Source organism: Helicobacter fennelliae, from assembly GCF_900451005.1.
Taxonomy (GTDB): Bacteria; Campylobacterota; Campylobacteria; order Campylobacterales; family Helicobacteraceae; genus Helicobacter_B; species Helicobacter_B fennelliae.
In genome coordinates, this window is sequence record NZ_UGIB01000002.1 from 1 (window position 1) to 26,510 (window position 26,510).

The 26,510-nt window shown below is 38.2% G+C and carries 26 protein-coding genes; 20 read left to right on the plus strand and 6 right to left on the minus strand.

The genetic code is table 11. The annotated features are described in order from the left end of the window. The 11 genes from DY109_RS10310 to DY109_RS11625 form a co-directional block, all read left to right on the plus strand. Positions 1-232, plus strand: a 232-nt coding sequence (locus DY109_RS10310) for an RpiB/LacA/LacB family sugar-phosphate isomerase (protein WP_115737891.1), incomplete at its 5' end; no start/stop codon positions are given. Positions 233-241: 9 nt separating this feature from the next. Beyond that, positions 242-580 carry a hypothetical protein gene (locus DY109_RS10315; protein WP_023949855.1) on the plus strand — a complete coding sequence of 113 codons (339 nt, stop codon included), beginning with the start codon at positions 242-244 and terminating at the stop codon, positions 578-580. 18 nt (positions 581-598) lie between these two features. After that, on the plus strand, positions 599-1,132 hold the full coding sequence (gene apt, locus DY109_RS10320) for an adenine phosphoribosyltransferase (RefSeq protein WP_023949856.1): 534 nt from the start codon (positions 599-601) through the stop codon (positions 1,130-1,132). Next, a complete protein-coding gene (locus DY109_RS10325) occupies positions 1,132-1,848 on the plus strand; it encodes a DedA family protein (protein WP_023949857.1) in 717 nt (238 codons plus the stop codon). The genes apt and DY109_RS10325 overlap by 1 nt, the downstream gene beginning before the upstream one ends. 3 nt (positions 1,849-1,851) lie before the next feature. Continuing rightward, positions 1,852-3,312: a leucyl aminopeptidase gene (locus DY109_RS10330; protein WP_023949858.1), complete on the plus strand. Its 1,461-nt coding sequence runs from the start codon at positions 1,852-1,854 to the stop codon at positions 3,310-3,312. Continuing rightward, positions 3,312-4,412, plus strand: a complete 1,101-nt coding sequence (gene ychF / locus DY109_RS10335; RefSeq protein WP_023949859.1) for a redox-regulated ATPase YchF — start codon at positions 3,312-3,314, stop codon at positions 4,410-4,412. The genes DY109_RS10330 and ychF overlap by 1 nt, the downstream gene beginning before the upstream one ends. 344 nt (positions 4,413-4,756) lie before the next feature. Further along, positions 4,757-5,185 (plus strand): hypothetical protein, encoded by a 429-nt coding sequence (locus DY109_RS10340; protein ID WP_147291195.1) that lies wholly within the window; start codon positions 4,757-4,759, stop codon positions 5,183-5,185. Between the two features lie 655 nt (positions 5,186-5,840). Then, positions 5,841-6,692 (plus strand): hypothetical protein, encoded by an 852-nt coding sequence (locus DY109_RS10350; protein ID WP_023949864.1) that lies wholly within the window; start codon positions 5,841-5,843, stop codon positions 6,690-6,692. A 55-nt stretch (positions 6,693-6,747) separates the two neighbouring features. Further along, entirely contained in the window at positions 6,748-7,185 is a 438-nt protein-coding gene (locus DY109_RS10355) for a WlaTC/HtrL family glycosyltransferase (protein WP_147291196.1), read from the plus strand. Positions 7,186-7,448: 263 nt separating this feature from the next. Continuing rightward, on the plus strand, positions 7,449-7,862 hold the full coding sequence (locus DY109_RS10360) for a hypothetical protein (RefSeq protein ID WP_112058456.1): 414 nt from the start codon (positions 7,449-7,451) through the stop codon (positions 7,860-7,862). Positions 7,863-7,942: 80 nt separating this feature from the next. After that, entirely contained in the window at positions 7,943-8,119 is a 177-nt protein-coding gene (locus DY109_RS11625; RefSeq protein ID WP_158413009.1) for a hypothetical protein, read from the plus strand. Positions 8,120-8,311: 192 nt separating this feature from the next. Here DY109_RS11625 and DY109_RS10365 read toward each other — a convergent pair whose 3' ends face one another. From DY109_RS10365 to DY109_RS10375, 3 genes are read right to left on the minus strand one after another with little or no spacing between them, the layout of a single operon-like run. Next, complete coding sequence (locus DY109_RS10365; protein ID WP_023946994.1) at positions 8,312-8,716, minus strand: diacylglycerol kinase; 405 nt, start codon at positions 8,714-8,716, stop codon at positions 8,312-8,314. Continuing rightward, entirely contained in the window at positions 8,713-9,756 is a 1,044-nt protein-coding gene (locus tag DY109_RS10370; protein WP_023946992.1) for a hypothetical protein, read from the minus strand. The genes DY109_RS10365 and DY109_RS10370 overlap by 4 nt, the downstream gene beginning before the upstream one ends. Before the next feature lie 57 nt (positions 9,757-9,813). Then, positions 9,814-11,382 carry a COG3014 family protein gene (locus DY109_RS10375; RefSeq protein ID WP_023946990.1) on the minus strand — a complete coding sequence of 523 codons (1,569 nt, stop codon included), beginning with the start codon at positions 11,380-11,382 and terminating at the stop codon, positions 9,814-9,816. Positions 11,383-11,596: 214 nt separating this feature from the next. Here DY109_RS10375 and typA point away from each other — a divergent pair, with 214 nt between their 5' ends. The 5 genes from typA (at position 11,597) to DY109_RS10400 (ending at position 17,765) form a co-directional block, all read left to right on the plus strand. Beyond that, complete coding sequence (gene typA / locus DY109_RS10380) at positions 11,597-13,399, plus strand: translational GTPase TypA (RefSeq protein ID WP_023946988.1); 1,803 nt, start codon at positions 11,597-11,599, stop codon at positions 13,397-13,399. A gap of 67 nt (positions 13,400-13,466) precedes the next feature. Then, positions 13,467-15,839 carry a ribonucleoside-diphosphate reductase subunit alpha gene (locus DY109_RS10385; protein WP_023946986.1) on the plus strand — a complete coding sequence of 791 codons (2,373 nt, stop codon included), beginning with the start codon at positions 13,467-13,469 and terminating at the stop codon, positions 15,837-15,839. A 9-nt stretch (positions 15,840-15,848) separates the two neighbouring features. Further along, on the plus strand, positions 15,849-16,346 hold the full coding sequence (purE, locus tag DY109_RS10390) for a 5-(carboxyamino)imidazole ribonucleotide mutase (protein ID WP_023946984.1): 498 nt from the start codon (positions 15,849-15,851) through the stop codon (positions 16,344-16,346). Further along, positions 16,346-16,882 carry a DUF3972 domain-containing protein gene (locus DY109_RS10395; protein WP_023946982.1) on the plus strand — a complete coding sequence of 179 codons (537 nt, stop codon included), beginning with the start codon at positions 16,346-16,348 and terminating at the stop codon, positions 16,880-16,882. The genes purE and DY109_RS10395 overlap by 1 nt, the downstream gene beginning before the upstream one ends. 34 nt (positions 16,883-16,916) lie before the next feature. Continuing rightward, positions 16,917-17,765: a damage-control phosphatase ARMT1 family protein gene (locus DY109_RS10400; protein WP_023946980.1), complete on the plus strand. Its 849-nt coding sequence runs from the start codon at positions 16,917-16,919 to the stop codon at positions 17,763-17,765. Positions 17,766-17,778: 13 nt separating this feature from the next. Here DY109_RS10400 and DY109_RS10405 read toward each other — a convergent pair whose 3' ends face one another. Next, positions 17,779-18,951: a hypothetical protein gene (locus tag DY109_RS10405; protein WP_023946978.1), complete on the minus strand. Its 1,173-nt coding sequence runs from the start codon at positions 18,949-18,951 to the stop codon at positions 17,779-17,781. 13 nt (positions 18,952-18,964) lie between these two features. On the opposite strand from DY109_RS10405, the gene DY109_RS11630 reads away from it, so the two are divergent. Continuing rightward, positions 18,965-19,111, plus strand: coding sequence for a hypothetical protein (locus tag DY109_RS11630; protein WP_023946976.1), 147 nt, complete (start codon positions 18,965-18,967; stop codon positions 19,109-19,111). Between the two features lie 18 nt (positions 19,112-19,129). Here the strand turns inward: DY109_RS11630 and DY109_RS10410 are convergent, their stop codons facing one another. After that, on the minus strand, positions 19,130-20,305 hold the full coding sequence (locus DY109_RS10410) for a hypothetical protein (RefSeq protein ID WP_023946974.1): 1,176 nt from the start codon (positions 20,303-20,305) through the stop codon (positions 19,130-19,132). Between the two features lie 190 nt (positions 20,306-20,495). Here DY109_RS10410 and DY109_RS10415 point away from each other — a divergent pair, with 190 nt between their 5' ends. The 3 genes from DY109_RS10415 to DY109_RS10425 all read left to right on the plus strand — a co-directional run bounded on the left by DY109_RS10415 (position 20,496) and on the right by DY109_RS10425 (position 25,335). After that, positions 20,496-22,334 carry a hydrogenase small subunit gene (locus DY109_RS10415; RefSeq protein WP_023946972.1) on the plus strand — a complete coding sequence of 613 codons (1,839 nt, stop codon included), beginning with the start codon at positions 20,496-20,498 and terminating at the stop codon, positions 22,332-22,334. An 83-nt stretch (positions 22,335-22,417) separates the two neighbouring features. Further along, positions 22,418-22,951, plus strand: a complete 534-nt coding sequence (locus DY109_RS10420) for an HdeD family acid-resistance protein (protein WP_023946970.1) — start codon at positions 22,418-22,420, stop codon at positions 22,949-22,951. A gap of 5 nt (positions 22,952-22,956) precedes the next feature. Then, a complete protein-coding gene (locus DY109_RS10425; protein WP_023946968.1) occupies positions 22,957-25,335 on the plus strand; it encodes a PD-(D/E)XK nuclease family protein in 2,379 nt (792 codons plus the stop codon). Positions 25,336-25,834: 499 nt separating this feature from the next. Here DY109_RS10425 and dsbI read toward each other — a convergent pair whose 3' ends face one another. Beyond that, positions 25,835-26,500 (minus strand): protein-disulfide oxidoreductase DsbI, encoded by a 666-nt coding sequence (gene dsbI / locus DY109_RS10430; protein ID WP_023946966.1) that lies wholly within the window; start codon positions 26,498-26,500, stop codon positions 25,835-25,837. Positions 26,501-26,510: the final 10 nt, after the last annotated feature.

Genomic DNA, 26,510 nt, shown 5'->3' on the forward strand with positions numbered 1-26,510 from the left:
TATGAGTATGAGCGCAAATCGATTTGAGGGCATTCGAGCGGCATTATGCACGAGCGCGTATATGGCAAAAATGACAAGAGCGCATAATGACGCAAATGTGCTGTGCTTGGGTGCGCGCGTAAGTGGCGAGGGCGAAGTAGAATCTATGCTTGAAGCCTTTATCCAAACGCCATTTGAGGGCGGAAGGCATACATGCAGAATCAAGAAATTAGATTCTGTATCGAAAGAATAAGGATACACAATGGATTTAGTGTTAAAGTGGTTTTTGGGAACAATGTTTGTCCTCTTTATATTGTATATGATTGCAAAAACGATGTTTTATCGCTCTGTCGCCCAACGAGAAGAAAAAAACGCAGCCGCAATGAAGCTTACACTTCAAGAAGCAGAAATTCTTATCCAAAAGCACCAGCTCCAGCTCCAGAGGGCATTAGGCAATATCGATATTTTGACTCAAGAGACAAATTCTTTGCGTAATGAGATTAAAACGCTCAAACAACGCAATTCTCAATATCGTGTCGAGACAGACAAATACAAAACGCGCATTAAAGATTTAGAGCAAAAAATCGAGGCTCTACTTTAAGCAAACAAAGGACATACAATGCAGACATTACAGCAACTTCAAGCCCAAGTCAAACAAAATTTGCGTCAGATTCTAGACTATCCCAAAAAAGGCATTATATTTCGCGATATTACAACGCTTTTAGCGCATGCAGAAGTATTTGGCAATGTGATTTCGTTTTTGAAAAATCGCTATGAAAAACACAATATCACACATATTGTTGGTATAGAATCTAGAGGGTTTATTTTTGGTTCAGCTTTGGCGTATGCGCTTGGGGTTGGGTTTGTGCCTGTGCGCAAAAAGGGCAAACTGCCTTCAAAAACCTACACGCAAGATTACGCGCTTGAGTATGGCACTGATACGCTTGAAATCCATATCGATGCTTTTGATTTTAAGCCTGCGTGCGTTGTGCTTATTGATGATTTGCTAGCCACAGGTGGCACTGCAAAAGCAAGCTTAGAGCTTATCAAAAAAGCAGGCGGAGAATGTATAGAGGCGTGCTTTTTATTGCGACTTTTGGAGTGTGGTAGCGTTACATTACCTGTGAGTCAATTTCACATATTGGATATTTAATGCAATTTATCAAAGCTCATCTCAAATCATTTATTATCGGAATCTTACTTATTGCCCTTGTTGGCTGGCTTTTTTATTCTGTGCGAAATTCTGAATTTTCGCTTGAAGAATTTATAGTCAATGTATGGGATACTTATGTGGAGGATTGGGGGTATTTGATTTTATTTTGTTGGAGCATTTTAGAGGGCGAGCTAGGGCTTATTTTTGCAGGTATCGCTTCGCATACTGGGCATATGAATGTCGGACTTGCTATTTTTGTCGCAGGGCTTGGAGGGTTTGTTGGCGATCAGATTTATTTTTATATTGGGCGATTTAACAAAGGCTATATCCAAAAACAGCTCAGCAAGCAAAGGCGCAAACTAGCTCTTGCTCATTTGTTGCTTCAGAAATATGGCTGGCCTATTATTTTTTTGCAACGTTATATGTATGGTATGCGCACAATTATTCCTATAAGTATTGGTATAACGCGTTATAGCGCGCTTAAATTTGCGTGTATTAATTTATTGAGTGCTTGGATTTGGGCGGCGATAACGATTTTGCTTGCTTGGTTTTTTGGCGAGCAAATCCTTGATGTGCTTCATTTGTTTAAAGGGCACCCTTATATTTTGATTGCACTTGCACTTGCGTTTTTAGGCGGGGTGTTGTGGTATTTTTCGACTCATACCAAAAAAATCGATAAAAAAATTGACAAACTTCAAAATAATTTAAAAGGATAAATAATGTTACAAATAACACTAAAAAATGAGAATTTCACAAAGATAGATGCCGATGTGAGCGTTGTTTTGGTGATTGATAAAAATCTCAAACACGAATGGATTAATCACAAATCATTAAAAAAATGGGGTTTTACATCGCAGTCTGTGTTCTTAGATCAGGGTGATTGCACGCTTTATATTCCTATTGAGAAGTTAGATTCTGATTGTTTGCGCGAGGCAGGAGCGTTGGCTGTCCGCACTTTGGCAAATTATACATTCAAAACTGCAAAGATTGGATTCTATGGTGATGACTCTCAAATGTCGGCATTTGCGCTAGGAGCGTTGCTTAGCGAATATAGCTATACAGAATTTAAATCTAAAACCAAAGAAAAATCACTTCAAGAGCTTTTCATCTCTACACAAACTTATCTTTTCAAAAAACACACTACTAATCAAGAATGGCTCAAAAAAGTCTATATCCTCGCAGAATCCACAAACCTAGCGCGCGATTTAGTCAATACCCCGCCACAAATTGCCACACCAAAATATCTCGCAAACAAAGCCAAAGAAATCGCACAATCCAACAAAATCCAATGTAAGATTCTAACCAAAAAAGATCTCAAAAGCGAAAAAATGGGCGCATTTCTGGCTGTGAGTCGCGCATCAAGTCGATCGCCAAAACTCATTCATCTTAGCTTCAAACCAAAGCAGCCAAAGGCAAAAATCGTGCTTGTTGGAAAGGGGCTGACTTATGATAGTGGCGGATTGAGTTTGAAGCCTGCTGATTTTATGGTTACGATGAAAGCAGATAAGAGCGGCGGTTGCGCTGTGCTTGGGATTATGAATGCGATCAGTCGCTTAGGGCTAGAAGTCGAAGTGCATGGGATTATCGGTGCTACGGAAAATATGATTGGCGGTAATGCTTACAAGCCTGATGATGTGCTTATCTCGCGTGAAGGCAAAAGCATTGAAGTGAGAAATACTGATGCAGAGGGGCGTTTGGTGCTTTGTGATTGTCTCTCGTATGCACAAGATCTTAAGCCTGATGTTTTGATTGATTTTGCTACGCTCACTGGGGCTTGTGTGGTTGGGCTTGGAGAATACACAAGCGGAATCATGGGCTATGATGAATCACTAAAAATAGCATTTGAGACAAGCGCGCTAGATTCTGGAGAGCTTGTTGCAAGATTGCCATTTAATCGCCATATCAAAAAGCTTATAGAATCTAAAATCGCAGATGTAAGCAATGTCGCCTCAAGTCGCTATGGTGGTGCTATTAGCGCGGGAATGTTTTTGGGAGAATTTATCAGAGATGAATTCAAAAACAAATGGCTTCATATCGATATAGCCGGACCAGCTTATGTAGAAAAAGAATGGGATATAAATCCATTTGGAGCAAGTGGTGCGGGAGTGCGCGCAGGAGTGGCGTTTATTACGGACTATATCCAAAATCTTGATTTTGCAAATACAAAGGGCAAAAAATAATGGGGCTATCAATTGGTATTGTCGGACTTCCAAATGTAGGCAAATCAACAACCTTTAACGCACTCACTAAAACCCAAAATGCTCAAGCAGCAAATTATCCATTTTGCACGATTGAGCCAAATAAAGCAGTTGTCGAAGTGCCAGATTCTCGCTTAGATGAGCTTGCTAAGATTGTAAAGCCTGAGCGGATTTTGCACTCTCAAATAGAATTTGTCGATATTGCAGGGCTTGTGCGAGGCGCGAGCAAAGGCGAGGGACTTGGGAATCAATTTTTGGCAAATATCAAAGAAGCAGACGCGATATTACACATTGTGCGTTGTTTTGAGGATTCTGACATTACGCATGTCGAGGGACGCATAGATCCTATCGGAGATATTGAAATCATCGAGCTAGAGCTCATTATAGCAGATATTGCGACTCTTGAGAAAAAAATAGCACGTCTTGAGCGAGAATCTAAAGCACAAAAAGGCGCAAATAAAGCACTTGAAATCGCGCAATCTCTTTTGGCACATTTGCAAACAAATCAGCCTGCAAGTAGTTTTTTGGGGCGCGAGAGTGAAGAGTTTATGGCTTTAAACAAAGAGTTGCGATTTTTGAGTGGCAAAGAGGTGATTTATGGGGCAAATGTCGATGAAAAGAATCTAGAATCAGATAATGAATATGTAAAAAAAGTGCGCGAATATGGGAAAAGCAAAAATGCTGAAGTCATAAAGCTTTGCGCAAAAATTGAAGAGGAAATGGTGGGGTTAGATTCTATTGAGAGGAAAGAGTTTTTGGAGTCTTTGGGTTGCGCAGAATCTGGATTGGAGCAAATCATTCGCACAGGGTTTGCAAAGCTTGGGCTGATAAGTTATTTTACAGCTGGGGTGAAAGAAGTGCGTGCTTGGACGATCAAAAAAGGCGACAAAGCCCCGCAAGCTGCTAGCGTGATACATAAGGATTTTGAAAAAGGCTTTATACGCGCTGAGACGATTAGCTATGAGGATTTTGTGCGCTATGGCGGAGAGGCAAAGGCAAAAGAAGCAGGGGCTATGCGGATTGAGGGGAAAGAATATATCGTGCAAGATGGGGATATAATGCACTTTAGGTTTAATGTGTGAGTTAAGGATACAGAATCTTACTTGTTTGGTTTGGGTGGAATTTAGTTAAGTTTAAGTTGGAGAGTAGAAAAGCCAAGATAAATAAAGATTTTGTTTATAATAAAATGTAAGTAATTCATAAGCAAAACTACATTACAACCGCACTTCTCTTTTGTTGTAATTTTTTTGATTTGGCTTAATCAAAAAAAAAAAAAAACAGGACTTGCTTTGAATAATCTATCTATTGGCAGTGTATCGAGCTTACAAAATATTAAACAGACTGATGTTTTTCCCTTAATTTTGGCACTTATTCCGTGGGTTATTTTGCCATTTTCACCTATGATTGCAAGTGTTGCTGGTTTTTTTTGATTGTTTTTTCTTCTGTTTTTACAAAAAAATCTCGTGTCATTATTTCGCTTTGTATTATTCTTTCTGCATCAATCTATAATGGTGATTGTATTCCACACAGTGATTATATTAACTATTATCACACATATGAAAAACTGCTTAATAATAATTTTCAGGCTTTGTTTGATTATGGTGCTGGGTTAGAAGTAGCTTTGCCCTTGTATTATCTTATTTTGAGTAGATTTTTAGGAGAACTTAGTAGTTCAACTTTTATTGCAATTAATATTTTTACTGCGGCGCTGTTGTTTTATATATGGCTTGAAGTATATGCTATGTTCCATATCGCTCCAAAACAAAGGACATTATGTGTGGCCTTAAGTCTTTTGTTTTTTCATTACTGGTTTGCTGGAAATGTGATAAGACAGCTCTTATCATCTGTATTTTGACTCTATGCTTTTACAGAAAAGCGTTTAAAACTTCATCTTGTTTATGTTGTTATTGCTACTTTGTTTCATACAACTGCATTAGGTTTTTATCTTTTTGTTTGGCTATTAATGAAAAAGCCAAAAATTGGAATGATGATAAGCTTGTTGCTTATGTTTGGGTTTTATTTTTTTGATGAGATTATTAAATTCCTTTGAGATTTCCCAAACCACGCGATTTTTATTGATACTTTAAAAGGGAAGATTGGACCGTATATTGTTGGCTCTACTCTTGATGGAAGCTCTATTACAGCTCGAAATTTTGTCCTTACTTTTATGCTTATGTGTTTCACCTATCTTTATGTTGATAAAGCACATAAGCAGTGGCGATATGTTATTTTTGGCTCTATTTTAGTGTATTGGGGGTCAATTGGTGTAAGTAATCACTTTTCGCTTCGTATGGGTGTCTTGTTTATGGAGATTGCCTTTGGTTATTTTATGTTCTTGGCGATGCGTAAGCAACCATTTTTATTGCAGATTTTTGCACTATTAATGTTGTGGAATACAGTTAGCGTAAAAACCTATTTTGGAGATATTACAAATACAAGGGTGTATTGGAATTATGACATAGCTGGACCATTTTTTTATTTTTTGTTTTAATTTATTTTAAAGGAGTGTGATGAAAAATTTGGATTCTTGGGAGATATTGTCAATTTTTGTTAGGCGTTGGAAATTGTTTGTGATAAGCTTTTTGCTTGTTTTTTGCTTTGGGTGTTGGTGGATTTTTAAAACATCTGTGGATTCCCAATCTTTGGCTTTGGTTCAAAGTGAGAATATGCAAGCGGATAAAGAGTTAGAGCAATCAAAGAAAAGTATTAAGCCTAAGGTTTATAAATTGCACTTTGGTATCAAAAACTTTAACAATCAGCCAATTATTTCCAATCAGCAATTACACACAATGCTTGCACCGAGTTTTGAATATCATAAGAAGAAGTGGATTGCTCTATCGCATAAGCTTGATTGTGCTTTGGATAAGCATGTGGGAAATGGTGATGGTGCAACAGAGATTGAGAATGATATTTGGGCAGAGAAGGAGTCTATATGTGCTATGAATAGGTGTTATTCTACTCTTATGCAGAATCCTTCCATACCTGCTTTGTATTCACTCTCATTTGAGGCTAAAAACTTGAACGATGCAAAGCAGTGTATCAAAGATATAGTATTCAACATAGACAACAATAGCTCTCTTAAGACATTTAAATCTCAGATTCAGCAATTTTATCTCAATTCTAAACCATTGGCTACAAAATCACAAAACATAGATTGGCGTTTGGTAGAATTGGATTTTGCAAGTAAGGGATTATTAACATACAACATCGAAGACATCGAAGACAGACCCATTGTGCAGACTTCTACAAAAGCAAAATTTATTCTTGTATTCTTTTCAAGCCTGATTCTCGCTTCTATTCTGGTGCTTACAAGGGAGTTTCTTGCTCAAAATTGGTATAGGATTGTCTCAAAAGAGAATTAAAATTTAGGAGTGAAAAATTTTGGCAAAAAAAAGTTTAAATAAAGGTTTTAAGCTTATGTCGCAAAATAAGAGTTTTACCCCCCCCCCCACAATTATCACTGCTTTTTACAAGCTTGACTTAGCTACACAAAGCACGAAGTCTTACAAAGCAAAACGCACGACACAAACCTACCTTGAATACTTTAGCTTTTTATCAAAATTGCAAAATAACTTCATCATTTACACAAATGAAGATATAGGTTTAGAAATTTATGCAATGCGTTCTTTATGCGGATTAGAATCTAAAATGATAATCATTCATAAAGATTTAGAATCTTTTGATACAAATGCCCTAGATTCTATCCGCAAGGTTTTTAAAGAGTATAATCAAGCCGCAGATAGATTTGACCCTGAGCATCCGCCTCACACAAGCCCGGAATATAACTATCTTATGTATTGCAAGTCCTTTTTTGTATGTGATGCGTTGGATAATCCACTCACAAAGCCCTATTAAATGAGCAGATTCTGTGGCTTGATTTTGGCTATAACTTTAATGGCGCTATGTTTGCAGATTCTAATGAGTTTGATTTTACTCTCACCCCACAAACCCCACTCATAGATTCTAAGTTCCCCACTATCTTTCTTAGTATTTTTTAGACAACTTACTTTTTATACTTTACCCTTACACAAAATATTTATTTTTCAAACCTTACAAGATTATTACATTTTGTTACATCAATTTTACTTTTTCTTATCATTTGCCCTGTTTTAAGGCAAATGGGGGGCATTTTTCTCTATTTGCTTATTGTTTGTGGTATAAAAATATATAAATTTCACAATAGCTTTCAAAGACCTGTAATAAGCGAACTTGTAGCTTATACGAAAGATAATATTACAGATAATGATATTTTGTTGGTGCATAATTCAGTTACTAGTATATTTTTGTATTATAAATTCCGCCTTAATCTCAACCACCAAGAGCAAATCTCAAGCGGAGAATGGGCAAGCTCACCAGAATCTGATATAAAAAAGATTCTCGATGATGTAAAAAACAAACAAGAAAATGTGCGATTATTTGTGATTCTTGAGAATTCAAATCCAAGTGATACGTTTATAGAAAATCTCACTTCTGTGCAGAAAAAACAAGCAGGGCATTATACATTACTTGTTATTGATACAAAGGCTCATTGATTTTTAAGTCTTTGATTCTAGATTTTAGAATCTGTTTTTAGATTCTAGATTGCCACGCAAAATTTTCAATTTTGCTCGCAATGACAAGCCTACACTCCCGTCATTGCGAGGACAATAGGACGAAGCAATCTAGCAAAAATAGATTGCCACGACTTCCTAGCGGAAGCCTCGCAATGACGATTTTTTCTGGATTCTTCGTTCGTTTCACTCGCTCAAGTAATGACGAGATTCTATGTCAAACACAAACGAGCGTGTAAGAAATCCTCTATTTTTAGCTTATTTTTGTAGTTTTGAAAGCTTTGGCGTAAGATAAAACCAAGTGAGTCGCTACTTTTCGTGCGTCGCCAAAATAACACAAGATAAGCCAAACAAAGCAATCTGCAAAAAGAAGCAAAAAGAGAGGAGTTAGATCACATGGAAAATAGAATCTAGATTCTACTTAATCATTCTCACCAAATTTGCATTAAGATAAATACTCCCCACACAATGCCTACAAATATAATGCTTAGCATTTGCGCGGCACTTCCCATATCTTTGGCTTTTTTGGCGAGCGGGTGAGATTCTAGGCTTGTGTGGTCGATTGCGTTTTCGATGGCTGTATTAAAAAGTTCGACAATCACGCACAAAAACCCCGGCAGTGCTAAGAGGATTTTTTGGCTAAAATCTTGCCCAAAGTAAAATCCCCCCACAAAACAGCACAAAGCTATCAAGCAAACTTGGCGAAATCCTGCTTCATCTCTAAAGGCTGCGATAAGTCCATCTTTGGAGTAAAAAAACGCATTCCATAAGCGCGCTAAGCCTTTTTTGCCTTTTTTGTCATTTCTTAGATTGTTTGTATTGTGTGTCTTATTCATTGCGCGGCTCTTGGCTCATTATGAGGCTCTTTAGGCTCTTTGTGGAGCTCTTTGTATTGCAGAGATAGATTTGAGAGGTTGTATTTTTCTAGCATAGATTCTAGCTCAAGCAGAGAGATAAATTGCCCTGAAGTGTTTGAGAGGGTGTATTCTATTCCATTATTTTGCGCATTAAGCATATTGGCGATGCCATCGATGGATTGGAGTATTTCTTGCTTGAATGGAAATGCACTACGATTAAAAGATATACCAAGCATATACAAAGCGATATTTTTTGAAAACTCTATACTTTTGGCATACAAATCAGGCGTGAAATTTGTATCTTGAGATTTGATTTGCTCAAAAATGCTCTCTTTTAGATTCTGCGGTGTGAGCGTGAGTCGCGCAGAATCAAACTGCAATTTGAAGTTGTTTTTAAATTCTTGTGGATTTTGCATATAGAGCTCATAGCTTTCAAGTATGACATCTTTGAGTTGCTTGAGGTTTGTATTGAGATTTTGTGCAGTGCGGGCTTGGAGGAGGTATTGTATATGTGGTGCGGTGAAATTACACTGCGTGATATTGTGGATTATTTGATTAGCAAATTCATTATTAATCGTGCATTTAAAGGCGTTTGGTGTGATGAGGGTTGAGGGATTGAGATTTGGCGACATAGAGATAAGAAACATATTAAGTAAAGTGTTTATGTTTGTAGTTTTTTGGCTGTTTTGATTATTAAATAGTGCGAGTTTGGACTGAAAAGAAAAATCAAGTTTATTGCTGCTATGAAGATTTTGTATATTCATCTCAAAATCTTGAAGCTCGATATAATGAGAAAAGGTGATTTGCGGGCTTTGGCAAGTGATGCTTGTAAATCCGCTACAAGAAAATGGCGCGATCTTTAGATTAGGTATAGAGTGTTGTAACTCTTGTGCGTATGAATCAAGCGTGGTTTGGATATTTTTTTTGAGTAAATAGCTTCCAAAAAACAAAACCCCACATAAAACCACAATGATGATTCCGCCAAGTATCAAGCCAAAAATAGTTATTTTTTTTGTCATTTTTTGTCCTTGAGATTCCAGATTTTAGGGCATATTATAATTTATTTTTGCATGGTTTTAGTCATTTTTTTGGTAAAGCGTTTTAAGAATAGTGCTGTTTTTTGTCTGCCTAATGTAGAGGATATTGTTTTGGTTTTGGCACATCATATAGGCTTGTTTGTGCTTAGATTCTGCTTTGGATTTTATTTTGGATTCTGCTTTAGATTCTAGGGTAGGGGCGCAGTCATGAAACTTTATCGTGGCTAATGGCGTATTATCCGCAAAAAATATAATCTCTTCTTGCGCGCTAAATGTGCTTGGGATTTTGGCAAGTAGGATTTTGTGAGGAAGCACGCTAGCTATACGCAAATCCGCATGCGTTGTCGCCATTGTGTAAATGCTACCAACAAGCGAGGCTAAAAGCCCTGCGGATTGATTGACTTGTTCAAATCCTTTTGCAAGCCCGACTTGCCCTGCAAGCTTGATTGATGCAGATACGATAGATCGTGTGGTGATCGCTCGAAGTTGTTTTTCAAATTCTGTGCTGATGATTGTATCGGTATTTGTGATCTCTTCAAAGATTATAAAATCCGCGTTGATTATATCTTTTTGGCTGATTTGTAGTGCATAATGTTGATAAAAACTAAGTCCATTATGTATCTGCGGAAGTGCGATACCAAAGTGATAAAGCCCGCTTGTAGTCCAGATTGGCAAATTAAACTCAAGCTCTGTTTTGTGGGCTTGTTTGCCCTCTTCAAGCAGAATCCAAGTGTAATATTGTGTTTGTTGTGCTTGCGGGCTAGAGGTGAAATGCACTATATCATCACCGATAGTTTTTGAATGCGTGATACCATAAGCTTCTTTGAGGTATTCAACCCCCTTAGAATCCTGCTGAAGCGCAAAAAATAATCCTGCCATATAAGAAACAGCAGGATTGATAAAAGTATCAAAAGCTTTGAAATTATCAAGATTTGTGTATTTGGCTTTGAGGATAGATTCTGTCTCAAGTTGCGATTTGTCTTGTTTGATGTTTTTTGTCGCATCGCTTGAATTGTATCGCTCTTGTTCGTTTTCCATAGCCTGCATAATTTGCTTTGTGTAATAATCTTTGGCTCTTCTTTGTCTATCATTTGCGCGGTTAAACTCAACCCTAGCACCGCTAAAATCTTGATAAAGCATTCTATCAAGGGCTTTGTAGTAGTTGATAAACACACCCTCATAAATATTGCCTCTATATGCCATTGCATTGTCATTGACAAGCGTTGCACCTGTTTGCGCTAGCCCCGATGAAAGAAGCCCTTCTGATTCGAAATGATTAAAAATCTTTTCGCTTTTATCCAGAATCTCATTGGCTTGTCTCTCGCCGGCTGTATATGCGCTGACGCCAGCTTGAAATGCCCATAGAAAATCTATGTTGTTTTTGCTTTTTTTTGTGGCAAACTCATAAGCTTTATGTGGAGAGTGCTCATAATATGATGTTGAGAATGTATTAAGACTGCTTAAATCAGTCGCACAACCTGTAAAAATCAAGCTACAAAAATACATCATCGCGCCACAAAGTGCGATTCTGGTGCTTGTAATGATTGTAGTGCTTTTGTGTGTGTGGTGCTGACTTTGTTTGATTGCTATGTTTGTTGTTATATCCATCTAGAATCCAAATGCTAAAAATATCAAATTTTAGATTCTACCCTTATTTTTCTTGCAATTTTCTTTATATTTATTATTCAATGTATTGTCTTTGCCATTGTTAAAAAGTTTAAAAAGTGATACAAATTAAACTTGAGATTTTAAGGTTAGCGTTAAGCTTTAGATTATACAATTTCAATTTTAAAAATAATCCTAAAACAAAGAGATTCTTATAATGCAAGATATTCGAAATATAGCTGTTATAGCGCATGTTGATCATGGTAAAACAACTTTAGTTGATGGGCTTTTGCGCCAGTCTGGCACTTTTAGTGAGCGCGAAGAAGTCGCTGAGCGTGTGATGGATAGTAATGATTTAGAGCGTGAGCGCGGGATTACGATTCTATCCAAAAACACTGCCATTCGCTACAAAGGCACAAAAATTAACATCATCGACACGCCCGGGCACGCGGACTTTGGCGGTGAGGTGGAGCGCGTGTTAAAAATGGTAGATGGCGTGCTGTTGCTTGTCGATGCGCAAGAAGGCGTAATGCCACAGACTAAATTTGTCGTCAAAAAGGCTCTAAGCTTTGGAATCCGCCCGATTGTTGTTGTAAATAAAATCGATAAGCCTGCGGCTGAACCTGATAGGGTCGTTGATGAAGTCTTTGATCTTTTTGTTGCAATGGGTGCGAGTGATTTTCAGCTTGATTTTCCTGTGATTTATGCAGCCGCTCGCGATGGCTACGCGATTAAGAATCTCGAAGATGAGAAAAAGGACTTAGAGCCGCTTTTTGAGGCGATTTTAGAATCTGTGCCATTGCCAAGTGGAAGCAGTGAGAATCCTTTGCAAATGCAGATTTTTACACTTGACTATGATAACTATGTCGGCAAAATAGGCATTGCGCGCGTGTTTAATGGCGTGATTAAAAAGGGCGCAAATGTGATGCTAGCAAAGGGCGATGGCGAGAAAGAGAGCGGGCGTATTAGCAAACTCATAGGATTTCTAGGGCTAGCACGCACAGAAATCGAGGAGGCAGAGGCGGGCGATATTGTCGCGATTGCGGGCTTTAATGCCATTGATGTGGGGGATTCTATCGTTGATCCTGTAAATCCTATGCCACTAGATCCAATGCACTTAGAAGAGCCCACGATGAGTGTGTATTTTGCCGTCAATGATAGCCCACTAGCTGGCACTGAAGGCAAGCATGTAACCGCCAATAAGATAAAAGATAGGCTATTAAAAGAAATGCAAACAAATATTGCGATGCGCTGTGAAGAAATGGGCGAGGGTAAGTTTCGCGTAAGTGGGCGTGGCGAGCTGCAAATCACGATTTTGGCTGAAAACTTGCGCCGCGAGGGCTTTGAGTTTAGCATTTCGCGCCCTGAAGTGATTATCAAAGAGATTGATGGCGTCAAATGCGAGCCTTTTGAGCATTTAGTCATTGACACGCCCCAAGATTTTAGCGGGGCGATTATCGAGCGGCTAGGGAGACGCAAGGCGGAGATGAAAGCGATGAATCCAATGGGCGAGGGATATACGCGCTTAGAGTTTGAGATTCCAGCGCGTGGGCTCATAGGATACAGGAGCGAGTTTTTGACAGATACAAAGGGCGAGGGGATAATGAATCATAGCTTCTTAGAATTCCGCGCATATAGCGGAAGTGTAGAGTCGCGCAAAAATGGCGCACTCATCTCTATGGAATCAGGCGAAGCGACAGGATTCTCACTTTTTAATATCCAAGAGCGCGGTGTGCTTTTCATCAACCCACAGACAAAAGTTTATGTGGGAATGGTCATTGGCGAGCATAGCAGGGATAATGATTTAGATGTGAATCCTATAAAAGCAAAACATCTTACAAATATGCGTTCCTCCGGCGCGGACGAAGCAATCAAGCTTGTCCCACCGCGAGATTTGACATTAGAGCGTGCATTAGAATGGATAGAAGAAGATGAGATTCTAGAAGTTACGCCTACCTCTATTCGTATTCGAAAGAAATTTTTAGATCCAAATGAACGCAAACGCGCAGCAAGGAAATAAACACAACATAACCAAGAATCTAGAGTGCATTATCAATAAATAAAAAAGTCATATACAAGGAGTGGAGATGATAACTGTAGTCAAAAGAAGCGGAAGAATCGAGACATTAGATATTACTAAGATTCAAAAATACACTGCAAGTGCAGTGAAGGGCTTACATGGCGTGAATCAAAGCGAGCTAGAGCTTGATGCAAAAATACATTTTAGAGACAAAATCACTTCTGAGGAAATCCAGCAAACACTCATCAAAACAGCAGTTGATAAAATCGACATCGAAGCTCCAAATTGGACTTTTGTCGCGGCTCGTTTGTTTTTGTATGATTTGTATCACAAAGTCAGCAATTTTACAGGTTATAAACATCTCAAAGATTATTTTGAAATTGGCGAAAAATCCGGGAAAATCGTGCGTGGATTAAAAGAAAAATTTGATTTAGAATTGTTAAATTCTAAGATCTGTCCAGATCGAGATTTGCAGTTTAATTATCTTGGTATCAAAACTCTTTATGATCGGTATTTGCTTAAAAATAGCGACAATAAGCCAATTGAGCTTCCGCAGCATATGTTTATGGCGATTGCGATGTTTTTGGCACAAAACGAGCAAGATCCAAATACATGGGCTATACGATTTTATGATTTGCTCTCAAAGTTTGAGGTGGTGTGTGCTACTCCTACATTGGCAAATGCAAGAACGCCTCGTCATCAATTAAGCTCTTGCTATGTAGGTAGCACGCCTGATAATATCGAGGGAATCTTTGATGCGTATAAGGAAATGGCACTTTTGAGTAAATATGGTGGCGGTATAGGTTGGGATTATTCGCAAGTGCGCGGGCTTGGAAGTTTTATTGATGGATATAAAAATGCCGCCGGTGGCGTTGTGCCATTTCTTAAAATCGCAAATGATGTCGCAATCGCAGTCGATCAGCTTGGCACACGCAAAGGCGCGATAGCTACTTATCTTGAAGTGTGGCATACAGATGTCAATGATTTTGTGGATTTGCGTAAAAATTCTGGTGAAGAGAGACGACGCACTCATGATCTCTTTCCTGCGCTTTGGATTTGTGATTTGTTTATGAAAAGAGTTGAAGAAAATGGCTTATGGACGCTGTTTGATCCTTATCAATGCAAAGAGCTTACAGAACTTTATGGCGAAGCATTTGAGAAGCGATATGTGGAATTAGAAAATGATCCAAATATCATCAAAGATCACATCAGTGCTAAGGATTTATGGAAAAAGATTTTGAGTAATTATTTTGAATCCGGTTTGCCATTTTTGTGTTTTAAAGATTCTGCTAATCGCGCTAATCCAAACGCGCACGCGGGCATTATCCGTAGCTCAAATCTTTGCACAGAGATTTTTCAAAACACCGCTCCGAGTCATTCAAGCGTAGAAGTAGAATTTACCGATGGCACAAAAGAGTATTATGAAGAAGAGGAGATGGTTACAACTGATATTGGCATCACCAAAAAAGCCAATAAGCTTACAAGCATTGATATGCTTAATGGAAAGCAAATTTTTATCACAACAAGAATCCACACAGGTGGCTATACTGCAGTGTGTAATCTTGCAAGCGTGAATCTTAGCAAAATCAACACAAAAGAAGATATAGAGCGCGTGATACCCATAGCAGTGCGTATGCTCGATAATGTGATTGATCTTAATTTCTATCCAAATCGCAAAGTCAAAGTAACGAATATGCTTAATCGCGCCATAGGGCTTGGTGTCATGGGTGAGGCACAAATGCTTGCGACACAATCCATAGAATGGGGAAGCGATGAGCATTTGGCAAAAATTGATGAGATTATGGAGATGATAAGCTATAATACGATTTTAGCAAGCTCTGATTTGGCACTTGAGAGAGGAAGTTATCCGCAATTTGAAGGCTCAAATTGGAGCAAGGGGATTTTTCCTATTGATTTAGCAAACAAGACTGCATTAGGTCTTGTCGATAGGGGAGGGCTTTTTGGTCAGGTTTATGATTGGGATATATTACGCAAAAGAGTTAGAGAAAATAAAATACGCAATGGCTATTTAATGGCTATTGCCCCAACAAGTTCGATTAGTATTTTGGCGGGCACAACGCAGACAATCGAGCCTGTGTATAAGCGCAAATGGTTTGAGGAGAATCTAAGCGGGCTTATTCCTGTGGTGGTGCCAGAGCTTGATGCACAAACTTGGAATTTTTATACTTCAGCTTATAATTTGGATCAAACTGCTATTATCAAAGTGGCTGCTGTGCGCCAAAAATGGATCGATCAAGGGCAAAGCACAAATATTTTTATGAGGATTGATAAAGTGAGTGGAAAACTGCTTAATGACATCTATATGCTCGCATGGAAGCTAGGACTCAAATCCACATATTATTTGCGAAGTGAGAGCCCAAGTGTAGATGAAGAATCAAGCGTAATGAATAGATCGGTAGAATGCTATAACTGCCAATAGGAGAGCGGAATGGATTTTGTAAGCATTGTTATGGGAAGTAAAAGTGATTTTGAGGTGATGAGCGAGTGTGTTGAGGTGCTTAAAAAATTTGATGTGCCTTATGAAGTGCTGATTAGCTCTGCTCATCGAAGCCCTGATCGGACAAAAGAATACATCAAGGACGCAAGCATAAGAGGCGCGCAAGTATTTATCGGTGCAGCTGGAATGGCAGCGCATTTGGCTGGCGCAATCGTATCGCAAACAACAAAGCCTGTGATTGGCGTTCCATTAATGAGTGGTGCGCTCGATGGGCTTGATGCGCTTTTATCCACGGTCCAAATGCCATCAGGAATGCCTGTGGCAACGGTAAGTATAGGAAAAGCGGGTGCTATTAATGCTGCGTATTTGGCTATGCAGATTCTGAGTTTGAATAATGAAGAATTGGCTGGGAAATTGCTTGAAGATCGAGTGATGAAAGCAAAAAAAGTCGAATTAGATTCTCAAGAAATTGAGGTGCGAGTAAAATAATGGAAAACAAAAATAGTGCGTGGGTTGCATTTGATGAGTTTCTTAAGATCTCTGGGCTTGAGGAGCAGAGAGTCAATGAAATGATTGCAAATGGAAGTATAAAAAGCAAAGAAGAAAATGGCGAAATTTATATTGAAGCTGAAAGTAGCACAAATGCGCTCATTAGCAGAGTCCAAACTGGGCTTACTTCTGCTGAAGCCAATGGGCAGGTTTATGATCCTGTATTCGTTGAGCGCACGATTCATACGATTATGGGGCTTCATGAAAAAGTCGTTATGGCAAAAGATGAGACAATCGCGGCATTTAAAAACGAAAATGGATTCTTAAAAGAAGCGTTAATATCAATGCAAGAAGTGTATGATGATGATAAAAAAACAATCGATACAATGCGCGAAGAGCTTAAACACGCCCGCGAAGAGCTTGAATTTATGAAGCGAAAGTATCGTTTGATGTGGGGACGTGTTTCTGATTTGGGAGGCAGTAATACAGGTGGAAATAATACCGGAGGAAGTGGCACAGGTGGTAGCCAAACATAATACACAATAATAGTTCAAGCATCAGAGCTCACAAATGAATCTCACACAACATTGTCTTACATGTTTGCATAATCAAGCGTGCAAGACTCTAGCACTTTTTGATATGGAATGCAAAGTTGATTTTATTCCTACCTCTACTACTACTCTTGCTTGCCCGCCTCCAAAGCTTGCTATTGAAATCTATAAACAAATCACACAGAGAATCCATAATCAAGATCCATACGCCAAAATCAAAAAACAAAGCATTATCACAGCGCGCCAGATTCTATCAAGCATTCCTTTTGTGAATGATTTGGAATGGGGCGTAAAAATGGCTGTTTTGGGTAATGTGATTGATTATGGAAGTCAGAAGCCATTTGATATTCACACTTTTGGTGCCAAATCTTGTGAATTTGATATTGATATGATTGATTTTGGGGTGTTTGATTTTGAGACGTTTAAGGAGAGATTAGGGCAGGCTAAAAAGCTTGTATATATTGGAGATAATGCGGGTGAGAATGAGTTTGATGAGGTTTTGATTCGAGTTATCAAGCACTTTTATCCACATCTCACAATCACATATTTTACACGCGGAAAACCAATTATCAATGACATCACACTTGATGATTTAGCGCAAACAGATTCTAAGCTATTTACGATATGTGAGGTATTAGATTCTGGAGTAGAATCTCCGGGGTTTTTGTATGATCTTGCAAATACGCAGGCTAGAAAAAGCTATGATGAGGCGGATTTGATTTTGGCAAAAGGTATGGGAAATTTTGAGTGTTTAGAAGACAAAAAAGATGAGAGATTGTTTTTGCTCTTTAAGATCAAGTGTCAAGTTGTCGCGGATTTTCTAGGAGAAGCAGAGGGAAAATTTATGTTTTTACACAACTCCCCATAAGGGGAGGCAAGACTTAGAATACAAGTTTTGCAAATGCGATTGCATTGTGGTATTGAATGTTGTTGTCGCCAAATCCATTACCGACATATCCAGCACCCACATCAACAGCCAAACCTTCTCTCATAAAGCCTAATTGATAATCAAGCACACGCACAGAAGCTACTGCTGAGAATTCATTATAGCCACCGCCTGCATACAATACATCAAATTTTACGCGCTTATGTTCTACACCACCAAATACATACCATGAGTTTGTGTTTGCACCAAAGTAACCCATGCTATGTATAGTGTATCGTCCGTAGAATCGAGAATGATCGGTGATAGTGTAGATTCCAGAATCTTTTCCTACAATATACCAACCAGCACCAAGCTTGAAGATCTCAGAGAATCGTAGTTCCTCATCAATCCAAAAAAGGAAAGTGTTAGTATAATTGTTTTGCCACATAAAGCGCGCTGCTGTGGTTGATTTGAATCCACTTCCACCAAGCATAAGTGCTGCTCTTGCTCCTGCTTGAAGAGTGTTGTTTCCATCACCATAATTAATTCTCCATGCATTTGGTGTGCCTAAGAAATAATGCACAAATGGATCGATTTGCAAGATATCAAAATCTAAATTTGCACCACCAGCGATGAGATCCCAATCTCCAACCCCAAAGTTATTGAAGCTAGAAGGAAATCTTCTGTAAGCTTGAAGCTCGCTTGCTATACGACCCGGCAATACTCCATAAGTTGTGTAGTCATTTGCCCAAGTTACCCAAATGTTAGAATTCTGACCAAGCTTCCAGCTCAAGCCCACACCTTGAATGTAATTATCTATCCAATCAGCTTTCAAGAAATGCCCATCAAAGCGACCAGCATAAAAGTCAAACTGACCATTATAGCGGAAATACAAATCTGATAGATCAATGTATTGATCGCCATAGACGAAATTTTTTGCATAATCTTGAGTGCCCCAAAGCTGTGTTCCTCCCCAGCCACCAACACCAAATCCGACATTTGAAGAGCCAATATCTACGCCCAAATGCCCTGTGAGACCACCATAATTTATATTATCTCCAGCGATTTTAACATCACCAAAGCCCTGATTATAAAGGACACCTAAATGTCCAAAAAGCTGCACATCAGCATTTGATGCAGTTGTGATTGTCGAAGCTAAAATAACGCTTCCTAAAAGTTTTGTTTTCATAAGTATCCTTTTTGTGGAAGTAGAGACTAAGCTCATACTTGAATTATATCGGCAAAGAGTAATAAAAATTTATACCAAAAAGTTAATACAAAAAATCATAGGTAAAAATCATAAGGAATTTGCGCTAGATTCTCGTATCAGAGGATTAATGAGAATCTAAAATGAAGTCTCAATTAAATTAATATGAGAATTTAACAAACGCATTAAGTGCATTGCCTGTGAGTAATTTTGCATCGACATACGCATAGCCCACACCTACATCAAGCTTCATATTGTCTTGCTTCCAGATACCAAATGTAGAGACAATAGAATATTCCGCATAGCTTCCAAAACTCACCATTCCATCGACGCGGATTCTGTTATTCATACTAAAGCCACCAAAGACATATCCACTCAAAGAGCCACCTTTAAAATATGGAGCATAGTATTGCGAAAACATTGTTCTGCCATAGAATTTAGAAGAATCACTCAAAGCGTAGATTCTAGAATTTTCATTACCAATAATGCCTAGCACACCCGCACCAAATAAGAAGTTTTTGTAGCGCAATGTCTCATCACCCCATACAAGCACAGAAGAAGCCGATCCATTTGGAACAATATCCCAATACTGATACATTGCTTGAAGCACTGTTGTTGAGAGAAAATCGTTGCTGATATTGAAGTTAAATCCAGCCTTTAGCCCAGCTTGAAATAGCGCACCTCGTTTTTGTGCATCAGTGTTGATAAATGCAAATGGTTTCAGCAAAAAGTGCTTGATAGAAAAATCCATTCCAAGAGCGATGATTTCCCCGCCTACTAAGCTGTTTTTGGAGTTAGGGTTAAATGGCGATAAAGTCGTCAAATCGCCAGCAATTCTATCACCTTGAATATAGTTGTGTTGTTTGCCATTGTAGAGGTAAGAGTTGGCATAAGTGATCCAATAAGATGCTTTATCCTCATAAGTTGAGAAGCGCAATGAGAATCCTTGCACATTGCCTTGTAGCCAGTCAAATTTCATAAAATCATTTTTAAATCGTCCCGCATAAAAGCTAATAAGTCTATTTTTGAAGCCTACATACGCTTCTGATGCATCGCCACCGCCTTCATATGGAAGCGTCGAATTTGTCCCATAACGGCTATCTTGCCAAGCTGCCCAAGCACCGATTGCGCCAAGCCCCCATTTGAAGCCATTTGTAAGAGAGAAATCCGCACCAAGATGTGCCAAAGTCCCTGCATAGCTACTTTTACTGCCGCTAAAGTCAAATGATCCAATCGCTCCGAGTCTCCCATAAGTGCTGATTGAAATATCAGCTGCATTTGCGCTTATCATTAGACCAAATAAAGTGAATGAAGCCATAATTTTTTTATGTGCCATTGTGCATCCTTTTGTTAAAATTGTAGGCGGATTATAAAAAAATAAAACTTCATAAGAGATTAAAAATAATCTTAAGCATAGAATCATTATGCTTACATCGTCAAATGATTATCAAATCATATATAATAATGAGAAACAACCTTAAATCCAACTAAAGACTAGAAAAAGACTAGGAAAAGACTCAGAATCTATGGAAACAGCGCAAATAACAAACCAAAACACACATCAAATAACACATCAAACACGCAATGAATACATAACCCACAAGCTCACTTCGCATTTGCAATCCTTGCAAGATTCTGGCATTACGCGCGAAATAGATGAGGAATGGCTTGGCTCTATATGCGCTTTGGTTGGTATTCCAAAAGATAATCTCGCACTTTGTAGCCATATCCTCTCAAAAAAGCCTTTAAGCAATCTTGTTTGGCTTCATTTGGCAGAATGTAGTGGCTGCACAGAGAGTATATTGCGTCTTGATAAAATCGATGTAGGATCGTTGATGTTTAAATATATCCGCTTTGAATACCATGAGACATTAATGGGGTCAGCGGGATTTTTGGCAAAAGATATTTTAGATAAGCTTGATAGTGAGGATTTTATTTTGGTTGTTGAGGGCGGTGTGCCATTTGGCGAGTCATCATTGTTTTTTACTTCTGGAGCATCAGGGACAACAGGCGAGCAAGAATGCAGGCATTTAGCAAGCAAAGCAGAAGCTATTTTTGCTGTTGGGACTTGTTCTAGCTTTGGCGGGGTGCAAGCTGCCTATCCTAATCCTACAAATGCAGTTGGGCTTGATACATTTTTGGAGCAAAAGGTTGTCAATATCTCTGGCTGTCCGCCAAGTGATACAAATATTGTCGCAAGCATTATGTATTATATTCTTATGCAAGAGTATCCGCCATTAGATTCTCTCAATCGTCCTTTGTGGAGTTATGGGAAAAGTCTCCATGATATGTGCGAGCGCAAAGTAAGGTTTGATTCTGGGGATTTTGTGCAGAGTTTTGATGATATACATATGCAAAATGGATATTGTTTGTATAAAGTAGGCTGCAAAGGACCTTATACTTTTAATAACTGCCCAAAAGTCAAATTTAATTCCAAAACAAGCTGGCCAATCCAAGCTGGGCATGGCTGTATCGCTTGTAGTGAGCCAAATTTTTGGGATAGCTTTGGCTACTTAGAAGAGCCACCAAACAATACTTCAGCCTATAATGCTAAACCTAAAGTATTAAATATATTTACCCTTGATACATCAAAGAATAAGCCACTTGAGCAAATATTGCATATTTGTTTAGATTCTAAATCTCAAACAAGAATCTACACACAAGCAGAATCTAAAATTACAGAATCTAAGGATTTTTTGGCACTTGATTTTGAATCAAACCTGCTTGCTTTGCTTCAACAAATCAGTAGCAAAAATAAGCTTGGCGCAAGACTTGTAGAAAACTACCACAAATGGGCAGAATCTCAAAAAATTAATCTCAATGGCGCGCTAGATTCTAGGCGAAGCCAGAATCTTAGCGATGTATTTAGGGTGATGTATGAAATGTTTGTTGGATTAGGTGGAAAAGATTGCGATACATCTTATGAAGATTTTATGGGTGAAATGTGTGAGGATTTTAGGCAATATGACATATTATGCAAAAAAGAATTTTTGAATGCCGCTCAAAGTTATTTGTATCCGCATATCAGCCGATTTGACTTCAAGCTACGCGTCCGCGAAAATATAAATGAAAATATAGATAAAAATATTGAAAATACAAATGAAAGCGTAGCAAGTGCAAGTTTCAGTATAGAGATTGACAAAGCTATGCGCACGCCATTGAGTTATTTGCTAGGTGGATTAGAAATGAATGGTGTAGCTTATAGTGCGGTGAGCTGTGTTTGTGAAGTGCTTTCTCAAGCGATCACTCAAATATGCAAGCAAGAAAATATACACATCATTACTTTTAGCGGTGATATGGCAGAATCTTTAATCATTCAAGATAGGCTTTTGGCATATCTTCCAAAATGGATTAGGATTGTGTAGTATTTTTGTCTATTTTGCAAAATCTTAAGATGCATTAAGATACAATTATGCTTTTTATTTCAATATAAATTCAAGGAGCAATAATGAAAACTTTTGGAAGCATACTTTGGGTGCTTTTTAGCGTAATGATGATTGTAGCTGGCGTGATAGGGTGCTTTACGCCAATGGAGACATTTTTGAGTTTTGTATTTTTACTTCCGGTTTTTTTGATTGTCGGTGGGATAAGCAATGTAATTTATTATTTCAATATCAAATCCATATCAGGTGCGAATTTTGTCTTGCTTGATGGGCTTTTAAGCATTGTGTTTGCGCTTGTTTTTATTTTTGGCGGGCTTGAATTTACCTCTTTGACTTTTGTGTATTTTGTGGCATTTATGACTTTATTTAAGGGGATTTTAGGCATCGGATATGCATTTGAAGTCAAAAAAATAGGGCTTGATTGGGTGTGGATTCTGATTTTGGGGATTCTCAATATCATCATTGCGCTTCTTTTTATCGCTAATCCAAAAATTGCTGGGCTAACTATTGGTGTGCTTATTGCGTTATTTGTGCTATTTTTTGGGTTGGCGTCATTGTTTGGCTGGTGGGGAAGCAAAAAATTCTTTAGTCAAATTTAAAAAGTATGCAAGATTTTGTAGATTCTGAATTATTTGTTTTTTCTACCCAAAGGCTTGTGCTTGATTTTTATGCCAAAAATCCACAAGCCAGTAGTGCTGACATTGCAAACTCGCAAGATTTGCACTTACGCGCCCAAGATTCACACACTCAAACCCCGCACACTCAAGCACAAGTCCAAACCCCGCAAACTCCTATAGAAAGGGCTATGAGTGTAGGGGATTTTTTTGCTCATGTATTTTTTGTGCCTGATAGAATGCTTATTCCGCGCAATATCCAAAAAGTCATTTTGTGTAATATTATCGCTGATATGCCAAACATCACAAATGTTTTTGTGTTTGAGCATAGTTTTTTGGGGTATTTAGAAAGTAGCGATTTTTTGATCTCATTTTTTCGAGAGCTTACATTGCATAATGTTGATTTAAAGCAGATTCCGCTTCAAGATATTTATGGGGATTATGTCGAGCATTTGCAGATTCTAGAGCAGATTTGGGATCGCTTTAGTCAAAAGCTTCAAGAATACAAATTCTGCGCGACACCAAAAATTTCAGAGATACAAATAGTAAGTGAGTTTTTGCGTGCTTTTTCTAAGGTGCATATAGCTTTAGATGGGTTTTTAAATCCATTAGAGATTTTTATTTTGCAGCAAGCCATGCAGATTACGTCAATTATTCTACACATTCAAATCGATCGATATAATAAGGAGCATTTCAAATGGCTAGGAATCAGCCTTTGTGAAAATCACAATTACGAAATTGACCTTGCTTCAAAAACAATCCTTTCTCAAAGCGCATATCCGCAGGCTTTGGATATAAAGGCTTTTGGCTTTAGTATGCGTATCTCGCAAGCAAGCTATGTGCTTGAAAAAATACAAGAGCTTTTGGGAGCTGGCATAGATGCGGATAAAATTGCTGTTGTGTTGCCATCAAAAGATTATCAAAACTTTTTATACACGCTTGATCTTGCGCGCAATCTCAACTATGCAATGGGTAAAAGCATTGTAGATTCTGAATGGTTTATGGTATTAGAAAAAACATTAAGTCAAGCAGAATCCATAGATTCTTCAGAATCTTATTTTGACTTTATAAATCAATGCATTGCGCAATCTCAGATTTCACATCAGATCCCATCTGTAATCCTTCATAAAATCCAAGAGATTTTGCTGCAATATGAGCCAATACACGCAGAGATACAAAAGCTTCAATGGGCAGATTTTGTGGAGCTTTTTTTGAGAGAAATAAAAGAGCTAAGTATTGATGATGTGGGTGGTGGGCAGATTCGAGTTATGGAGGTTTTGGAGACTCGGGGGCTTGATTTGGAGTATGTGTTTGTGGTTGATTTTAATGCAAGCACTATACCAAAAGTCAAAGATAGCGATATGTTTTTAAATAGCGCATTGCGTCAAAGCCTTGATATGCCTACGATGAAAGATAGGCAGGATTTGCAAAAACATTATTATTATCAGCTTTTTTTGCGAGCAAGTAAGGCGCGATTGACATATTGCGCAAATGATGAGGAGAATCCAGCAAGTATGATTGATGAGCTTGGTATTCCTACATTTGATGGAGATGAGCGGTTTGCGCTTTTTGAGCAAATAGCGATGAAGCCATATCAAGAAGAAGAAATCATTGATACGATAGATTCTAGCTTTGTGTTTTCGTATTCGAGCTTAAAGGTGCTTTTGCAGTGTAAGCGCAAATTTTATTATTACTATATGTGTAATCTCAAAAAACCACTACCACCAAATACAAATCAAGAAATCGGAGAATCTATCCACGATAGCCTCAAAGAAGCCTATGGAGCGCACCTTAATCAAATGCTTTATCAAAAAGATATTGAGATGATTGAGAGAGAATTTTATGCGCACATACTGCCACAAAGCAGAATCCAAGAGTTTTTGTTTGAGTTTCATCGCTTTGAAATGGCGAGATTTTGGGAGTATGAGAAGCAAAGGGCGCAAAATGGCTTTCAAGTCATCGGCTGTGAGGTGGCAAAAGAGGGCGTAATTGAAGGCAGGAGAGTCAAGGGGCGATTTGATAGGATTGACATTGAAAATGGAGTCATAAAGATTTTTGACTATAAATTCCAAAAATATCCTAAAACCGATAAAGAAGCGCAAAGATTTTTAAGCCTGCAATTAGGCTTATACACGATGCTTGAGGCGCAAAATCTAGAATCTAGCGCAGAATCTAGAGACATTGAGGTTGGGGCGTTTTTTTTGAGAGATAGCAATGTGTTTCAATCAATCAGCAAGGAAGCATTGCATAATGCCAAAGAGGAGATACAAAGTGCATTGCAAGAATCGCACGCGGAGATGAACTTTGAAAAGGCTGATTATAAACAATGCGCAAGATGCGAATATGTGGCGTTTTGTAATCGCGCATAAAGTTATAAATGTGGTGTTTAGATTCTGTCTTTTTTGATAAACAAATCGCTATTTTGTCATTCTGAAGGAGTAATGCAGAATCCAGAAAACAAATTATTTTGTCATCTTAAGCGTAAGTGAAAAATCCAAAAAAACAAACCAGAATCTATTTTGGAATCTAGAATGAAAGATATGGATTGTCACGCCGATAAATCGGCTCGCAATGCCGATTTTTTGTCATGTCTTAGGGCAAAACCCGAAGAATCCAGAAGAAGACTAATAAAAAGCCAAAATAAAAACAACACGATGTAATTTTGTAAAACACAAAATCTGAATTCACATTAAATTCTGTGTTTCTAGATTCTTTAGTCGTTTTGCTTTGCATTACTCCTTCAGAATGACGAAATTACACTTACTTTAATTTAAAAATAAGTTTGTGAGAGCTTGCGGATTTAGATTGGTAAAATCATTACAAACTAAAATCTAAATCCACAAATAAGAAAGATTATAAAAGAAACTACTAGTGAGTTTTAGTTTTTTTGCTGAAATCAATAATCCAGCTGATAGCCATAATAGCTAAAATCACAAAGCATACAACATAGGCAAGCAAACAACATTGTGCCATATTGCCAAAATGCTGACTTGGGATTAGATACCAGCCATCTTCATAGAAATCCACAAATGCTTTTCTAAATCCTTCAAGCACCACACCATCTGGAACGGTTGGGTAATCAAACCCGCAATCACCAGTTGGATTAAACCAATCAGGAAACCAAATATGTAATGGCAATCCAAAGTCAAAATGCGGAACTGCAGAACAGCCTTGCACTTCTTGGAATGGATCATCGCTATGAGCTGCATGGTGGATATTATTCAATTTTACAGAATACATAATCCCGCGAATCGCTCCATAAAATGCCAAAACATATCCGATGACTTTGAGGATAATATTTTTTGGATAGATAGCAACGATAATTCCGCCTATTGCCATAACGACAAACGCATAACGAATATACACGCATTGCTCGCAAGGCTTCATATATCCATAGTCTTGAAACACATAATGTGCGACCGCAACCAATGCCAAACATACAACAGTCATAAGAATCCATAAAAATCTCTGATCCTGCCATTTAGCAATAGCAGAGATCGGAGATTTTTTGAATTCACTCCAAATTTTACTCATTGATAATCCT

What these genes read in the sequence shown, in the direction of transcription:
- DY109_RS10315 (WP_023949855.1), top strand. Translation starts at nt 242, where the DNA reads ATGGATTTAGTGTTAAAGTGGTTTTTGGGAACAATGTTTGTCCTCTTT.
- apt (WP_023949856.1), top strand. Translation starts at nt 599, where the DNA reads ATGCAGACATTACAGCAACTTCAAGCCCAAGTCAAACAAAATTTGCGT.
- DY109_RS10325 (WP_023949857.1), top strand. Translation starts at nt 1,132, where the DNA reads ATGCAATTTATCAAAGCTCATCTCAAATCATTTATTATCGGAATCTTA.
- DY109_RS10330 (WP_023949858.1), top strand. Translation starts at nt 1,852, where the DNA reads ATGTTACAAATAACACTAAAAAATGAGAATTTCACAAAGATAGATGCC.
- ychF (WP_023949859.1), top strand. Translation starts at nt 3,312, where the DNA reads ATGGGGCTATCAATTGGTATTGTCGGACTTCCAAATGTAGGCAAATCA.
- DY109_RS10350 (WP_023949864.1), top strand. Translation starts at nt 5,841, where the DNA reads ATGAAAAATTTGGATTCTTGGGAGATATTGTCAATTTTTGTTAGGCGT.
- DY109_RS10355 (WP_147291196.1), top strand. Translation starts at nt 6,748, where the DNA reads ATGTCGCAAAATAAGAGTTTTACCCCCCCCCCCACAATTATCACTGCT.
- DY109_RS10360 (WP_112058456.1), top strand. Translation starts at nt 7,449, where the DNA reads ATGGGGGGCATTTTTCTCTATTTGCTTATTGTTTGTGGTATAAAAATA.
- DY109_RS11625 (WP_158413009.1), top strand. Translation starts at nt 7,943, where the DNA reads ATGACAAGCCTACACTCCCGTCATTGCGAGGACAATAGGACGAAGCAA.
- DY109_RS10365 (WP_023946994.1), bottom strand. Translation starts at nt 8,716, where the DNA reads ATGAATAAGACACACAATACAAACAATCTAAGAAATGACAAAAAAGGC.
- DY109_RS10370 (WP_023946992.1), bottom strand. Translation starts at nt 9,756, where the DNA reads ATGACAAAAAAAATAACTATTTTTGGCTTGATACTTGGCGGAATCATC.
- DY109_RS10375 (WP_023946990.1), bottom strand. Translation starts at nt 11,382, where the DNA reads ATGGATATAACAACAAACATAGCAATCAAACAAAGTCAGCACCACACA.
- typA (WP_023946988.1), top strand. Translation starts at nt 11,597, where the DNA reads ATGCAAGATATTCGAAATATAGCTGTTATAGCGCATGTTGATCATGGT.
- DY109_RS10385 (WP_023946986.1), top strand. Translation starts at nt 13,467, where the DNA reads ATGATAACTGTAGTCAAAAGAAGCGGAAGAATCGAGACATTAGATATT.
- purE (WP_023946984.1), top strand. Translation starts at nt 15,849, where the DNA reads ATGGATTTTGTAAGCATTGTTATGGGAAGTAAAAGTGATTTTGAGGTG.
- DY109_RS10395 (WP_023946982.1), top strand. Translation starts at nt 16,346, where the DNA reads ATGGAAAACAAAAATAGTGCGTGGGTTGCATTTGATGAGTTTCTTAAG.
- DY109_RS10400 (WP_023946980.1), top strand. Translation starts at nt 16,917, where the DNA reads ATGAATCTCACACAACATTGTCTTACATGTTTGCATAATCAAGCGTGC.
- DY109_RS10405 (WP_023946978.1), bottom strand. Translation starts at nt 18,951, where the DNA reads ATGAAAACAAAACTTTTAGGAAGCGTTATTTTAGCTTCGACAATCACA.
- DY109_RS10410 (WP_023946974.1), bottom strand. Translation starts at nt 20,305, where the DNA reads ATGGCACATAAAAAAATTATGGCTTCATTCACTTTATTTGGTCTAATG.
- DY109_RS10415 (WP_023946972.1), top strand. Translation starts at nt 20,496, where the DNA reads ATGGAAACAGCGCAAATAACAAACCAAAACACACATCAAATAACACAT.
- DY109_RS10420 (WP_023946970.1), top strand. Translation starts at nt 22,418, where the DNA reads ATGAAAACTTTTGGAAGCATACTTTGGGTGCTTTTTAGCGTAATGATG.
- DY109_RS10425 (WP_023946968.1), top strand. Translation starts at nt 22,957, where the DNA reads ATGCAAGATTTTGTAGATTCTGAATTATTTGTTTTTTCTACCCAAAGG.
- dsbI (WP_023946966.1), bottom strand. Translation starts at nt 26,500, where the DNA reads ATGAGTAAAATTTGGAGTGAATTCAAAAAATCTCCGATCTCTGCTATT.